We start from the raw sequence: 5,225 nt of genomic DNA on the forward strand, positions 1-5,225 counted from the left end.
CAGGCTTTCAGGGTGCCGAAGACGTGCTCGACCGTCTGGCGGCGGTCACGCATCGCGTTCGGGTTCTCGTCGAGCCGGCGCTGGACGGCTTCCAGCACGTGCTCGTGTTCCCAACGCGTGATGCGACGCTGCTCGGCGGGCGTGCAGGAGGTCTTGATCGGGCAATTCGAACAGGCCGACGTCCAGTACCGCCGTAGGGTCATCCCGTTCTCGATGCTCTCGAAGCGATAGGTCAGCGTCTGGTCCCCCGGGCAGCGATAGGTGTCGTCGCTCGCCTGGTAGACAAAGTCCTGCTTGCCGAATCGGCCCTCGGCCTTCGCGCCGGACGTCATCGGCTTTGGCAGGGTGACCGCGATCCCCGCCCGGTCGCAGGCCAAGATCTCCTCACCGGAGAAGTAGCCCCGATCCGCCAGAACCTGGATGGCTTCCTCGCCCGCGGCGGCCTGAGCTTGCCCCGCGATATTGGCGAGCTGGGTTCGGTCGTGGCCGACGTTGGTCACTTCATGGGCGACGACGAGGTGATGCTTCGTGTCCACCGCGGCCTGAACGTTGTAGCCGACGAGCCCGGTGCCCTTACCGTTCGTCGCCATGGCCCGTGCATCGGGGTCGGTCAGCGAGATCTGTCGGTCCGGCGCGGCCTCGACGAGCGTCTCCATCGCCTGCAACGCGCGCAGCCGATCCCGGAGTGCAGAGAGCCGCTCCTCCAGGCGTGGGGTTCGAAGCTCTGTCACCTCGGCCTCCTGACGGTCGGCGGTATCGAGGGCCGCGAGGTAGCGCACGATACTCGTCTCGACCTGCTCAATGCGCCTGCGGACCGCGGCCGGGGTGAAGTTCCGGTCGCGCGTATTCACGGCCTTGAACCGGCTGCCGTCGACGGCCACGACGCCTCCGGCCAGGAGACCGACCTGCCGGCAGAGCATCACGAAGTGCCGACAGGTCGCGCGAAGCGCATCCCCGTTCTCGCGTCGGAAGTCGGCGATCGTCTTGAAGTCGGGTGCGAGGCGGCCGATCAGCCACATCAGTTCGACATTGCGGCCAGCCTCCCGCTCCAAGCGCCGGCTGGACGGGATCTGGTTCAAGTAGCCGTACAGGTAGAGCTTCAATAGCGTCGCGGGATGATAGCCGGGTCGACCGGTGGCGGCGGGCGTCACGCCGGCAAAGCCGAGTGCTGCGAGATCCAATTCGTCGACAAACGCATCGACGACGCGGGCTGGATTATCTTGCGTGACGTAATCGTCCAGGCAATCAGGAAGCAGGGCAACCTGGTGACAATCTGCAGCTTGGACAAAGCGTGTCATCCCGGGTCTCCGCTAGAGGCTAAGTCTAACACAAAAATTATCAAATCAAATATATGTTGCTCTAAATCGCTGATTGTCTGTCGAAGATTTCAGATCCAGGGATCGAACGATCGACGTCGCAGATTTCTTTGAGCTTCCTTGCGATCTTACAACGATCGGGAGGGGGGCAAAAAGCCTGCCCGCCGCTCTCCCAAGCGGCCGGACAGCCCCAGCTTGGCGTCCTCTTTTCACACAGCCTCCACCCAACCCAGACGTGGTCATCCTCCACCAAGCTGCCGCGAAGCGGACCTTCCGATGGCCCGCTAAGGGTCGGGAGCGGACCCAGGACATGGGTTCCATCTGTCAGAATTGACCACTAGACGGTCTACGCTTCGGCCATCTGGGTCCAATTTTTCCATTGGAACCCCGACAGCACACAGCGATGCGCGTATCAATTGGCGACGGAACCGGTCAGCGCGCACATTCAGAGTGAATGATGTCGGCGAGTGGGTGCCGGGCGCGGTCGGGCGCTCGCACTTTAGGCGAGGTCCTTGATCCAATGGTCGCCGTTCAGGCGGTAGCCGTGGTTCCGATATAGATCGAGGCAGAGGGTGTTGCGCTCGGTCGTGACGAAGGCCGCCGATAGGTGCGGTCGCCGCGCCTGCCGCGCGATCTCCTCGACCTGCGCAAGCATGGCCGTCTCGACGTCGAGGCCGACGACGCGACAGCTCATGACGCATTGCACCAGCGTGCTGTCATCGAGCACGATGACACCGACCAGTCCGTAATCGGTGAATTTATCCACGACCTCGAAGGCATGGAGCCGGACGCCAGCGCGCAACGCCGCCTGCATCGCCTCCAGAGTCCAGCGCTGCCCGGTGGTGTTGAACTGGTTGGTCTTGTTGATCAGTTCGAGGGCGCGGCGGAAGCGGCTATCGGCGGGATCGGTGATCACCGACGGTGTGATCCGGATCTCGAGCGTGGCTAGGAATTCCTCACGCGTGAGCGTCGCTCGGGTCTGCTCGCGCACCACCTGAGCCTGGACCATCTCGGTGCGGCGGCCCGACTCGTCGGTGATGAACGGCGCCTGCATCTCCGGGGCCCAGAGCAGCGTCCTGCGGATGCCGTAGAGATCGGCGCCCAATGTCCGGATCCCGGGAAAGGCAGCCTTCACGGCCTCCCGTTCGACCGGGTTGTCGTCGATGAACACCGTGTTGCCGGGCAGGACGTTCACCTCCCGCAGGATCTCGGCAACGTTGTCGACCTTCGGCTTCCAGTTGATCCTGATCACGCCGAAATCGGTGAGCTGTAGCCGTCCGCCCATCAGCGGGTCCCAAATCGCCCGAATCCGCGCCTCGTCGTTCTTGCTCGCGATGGCCAGCACGATGCCGCGGTTCTTCACGAAGGCGAGCGCCTCGATCATTCCGAGCGGCCAGCCCTCGTAGACGGTAGGCGATATGTCGCCGTCCTCCGCGATGACCCCGCGCCACAGGGTATCGTCGAGATCGACGATGACGAGCTTGACCGCGTCGATCTGCCGAATCGTCCGGTACATCGCCTCAACCTCGGCCTGCAAGGCAGCAAAGAAGCCCTGGATCTTGAGGTCGGACTGCCAGCTCACCGGGGCGGGCGGGTGCAGGCGTGCCTGATCGTATTCATGATCGAAGTCGCTGACCGTCGCGTTGTGATTGATCATCCAGAGGTGGTCATCCTGGAGATGGATCCGCCCCACGGTCGCGGAGATCTCGTCGACATCGAGGATGTGGCTGTCCGTGTAACCTGCAACGAGTTCGGCGAGCCGTTGGTTGAGACGATCGATGAAGACCCCGAAGTTCTGCAGGTCGTTCCTCGGCAGCAGGCGCCCGAGTGGGTTCTGCTGCGGGCGCAGGAAGTTGATCACGAACGTCGTCAAGCCCGAGGCCTTGTTCCAAGCCATCGCCGCATCGAGCATCGTCGCGAGGCGAAGTTCGGCGTCCTCGAGCAAGGCCGCGTAGTGGTCCGGGCGGTGATATTGCTGCCGCGCAAACCGGCTGTCGGGCAGGATGGTACGGAGTGGCAGCTGGACGATCTGCAGGTCGTAAGTGGTCAGGCCGCGCGGCGGCGTGTCGGGCAGTTGGCTGGCGAAGTTGGCGAGAACGAAGTCGCCCTGTACCGGCTTGATCCGGGCAAACTCGGCGATGAGGTTTTGGACGAGGCAGGAGCCAATCACGAGGATCGTCCTGGGCCCGGCATCCGTGACGGTGAGGGCGTCCGGCACCCTGTAGGCGGCGACGCTCGGGACGACCTTCTCTGTCGTCCCATGAGGCATCGCTGTGGTCGCCGCCCGTTGCCATCCGCCGTAGTTCTGCGCGAGGCCGTGCAGCAGAAAGTGCGTTAGCGGATCGAAGCCGGCGGCCGCCACGTCGGGATGGGCATCGCGGTAACCCTTGGCGCTGAAGAAGGCGTTGGGGTCCCTGAGTTCCGCACGCCCGATCGTCAGGTAGTGCTCGGTTGGGCTCAGGCCCGATGGGCCAACGTCGGGATAGGCCGCTTCGTAGAACACCGGGTCGAAGCCAGGAACGAAGCGGTCACTGCTTTTCCGGCGTATCAAATCGAACACGTCGATGGCCCTTGCGGTTCGTTGGCGTCGCAAAATCGATGACCTTCTCATGAGGAAGCAAATCTCGGAGGAAGCAAAGCTCGGCCTTGGGCACCGACGGTGACGGCTCGTCTCGATGCGTGGGAAGCCGGCTGCCGTGGGGAAGACTGACGCGTGTCGCCCCCACGGCACGTGGTCGTCAATCAGTTCGGCCGACGCGGGTCGCCGTTATCCGGTGGGGTGACCCGGCAGCCGGTGAACACGATGCGGATGTGCACGGGCGTATTCTCGAGGACGTACTCGTCGACCCCGGCGGCAGCGACATGGACGATGCCGTAGGGCGGGGTGATCCCTCGCAACACGGCAAGGCTCGCGGTATCGCTGCCGTCGACCCGGCAGAAGAAGCCCTGGCCCGGGGTCCCAGGGCTTCCAAGGCGGCCGGACAGCTGCACGAGCCAACCCGCGGCGCTCGCCGCGATGCTGCTGACGCCGACGTTGAAGTCGATCCCGCGCGCCAGCGAGGTGCGGTAGGTCTCGCGCTGCAGCGGGTTCGTTAAGGCGACGAGGCCCTGCTGCCCGAGCCATTCGAAATCGGTGTAGGGTCCATCCGCCTGGCCCGGTGCCGCGGATGGATCACGACCAAGTTGCACCGCCAGGCCTGCCCGCTGCTCCTGCCATGTTTTGATCGAGGCGTTCAGGGGCGCCTCGACCTTCGTGCCGACCACCTCGCCGTGCAGCGCTTGCAGCCGAGCGAGGTAGGCGTCGATGCGGGCGAGTTGCTCGGCCGGCGGGAGCCGTGACATCTCGTTTTGGGCGAAGGCGAACATCTCCTGCATCAGCGGCAGGACGGTGGTTCGGGCAGCCTCGGTGCGCCGGGCGACATCGGCATCCGTCTGCTGCTGGGCCAGGGTCTGCCGGGCTGCGGCCGCGGTTACGTCCCGCTCATTCGCGGCGATGCGCTCGCGTTCCCGGGCCTCGGAGGCAGCGTCGGTACGTTGCTTGGCGGCCATGCCGCGGGCATCGCGCACCTTGGTCCAGAGCTCGGCCATGGTCGTGTCGATCACTCGGATCGCGTCGTTGCGGTTGTAGTCGCCGATGCTCTGCCAATCGCGCCGCCGGGCTTGGCAGTCGACGAAGTAGGCCCGGAACTCGCCGATGTCGGTGTTCGTCCACTCGGCGAGCGGCTTACCGTAGGGCTTGGCTGTGTACGGTGAGACCTCGTTGGAGAAGCTCTCGCTCAGCGGCTTACGGCAGCCGCCGATGCGATCGAGGAAGTCGGTAATGGTGCTGGCCTCGGCTGTCGGAGCCGCGAGAGCCAACATGCCGGTGATGAGCACGTGAGCAAGCCGATATGGACGATGGCGCGATCG

The 5,225-nt window shown here is 64.6% G+C and carries 3 protein-coding genes; all 3 read right to left on the reverse strand.

From position 1 onward, the window contains the following. The coding region (locus FV223_RS19390; RefSeq protein WP_147728539.1) for an IS1182 family transposase at positions 1 to 1,298 on the reverse strand (1,298 nt) is incomplete at its 3' end. A gap of 517 nt (positions 1,299 to 1,815) precedes the next feature. After that, positions 1,816 to 3,927 (reverse strand): HAD-IIIC family phosphatase, encoded by a 2,112-nt coding sequence (locus tag FV223_RS19395; protein WP_147728540.1) that lies wholly within the window; start codon positions 3,925 to 3,927, stop codon positions 1,816 to 1,818. A gap of 131 nt (positions 3,928 to 4,058) precedes the next feature. Further along, entirely contained in the window at positions 4,059 to 5,192 is a 1,134-nt protein-coding gene (locus tag FV223_RS19400) for a hypothetical protein (RefSeq protein ID WP_147728541.1), read from the reverse strand. Positions 5,193 to 5,225 lie beyond the last annotated feature (33 nt).

The sequence above is a fragment of the Methylobacterium sp. WL116 genome (assembly GCF_008039455.1).
Taxonomy (GTDB): Bacteria; Pseudomonadota; Alphaproteobacteria; order Rhizobiales; family Beijerinckiaceae; genus Methylobacterium.

Coding starts and splice junctions, on each gene's coding strand:
- FV223_RS19395 (WP_147728540.1), bottom strand. CDS start 3,927: ATGAGAAGGTCATCGATTTTGCGACGCCAACGAACCGCAAGGGCCATC.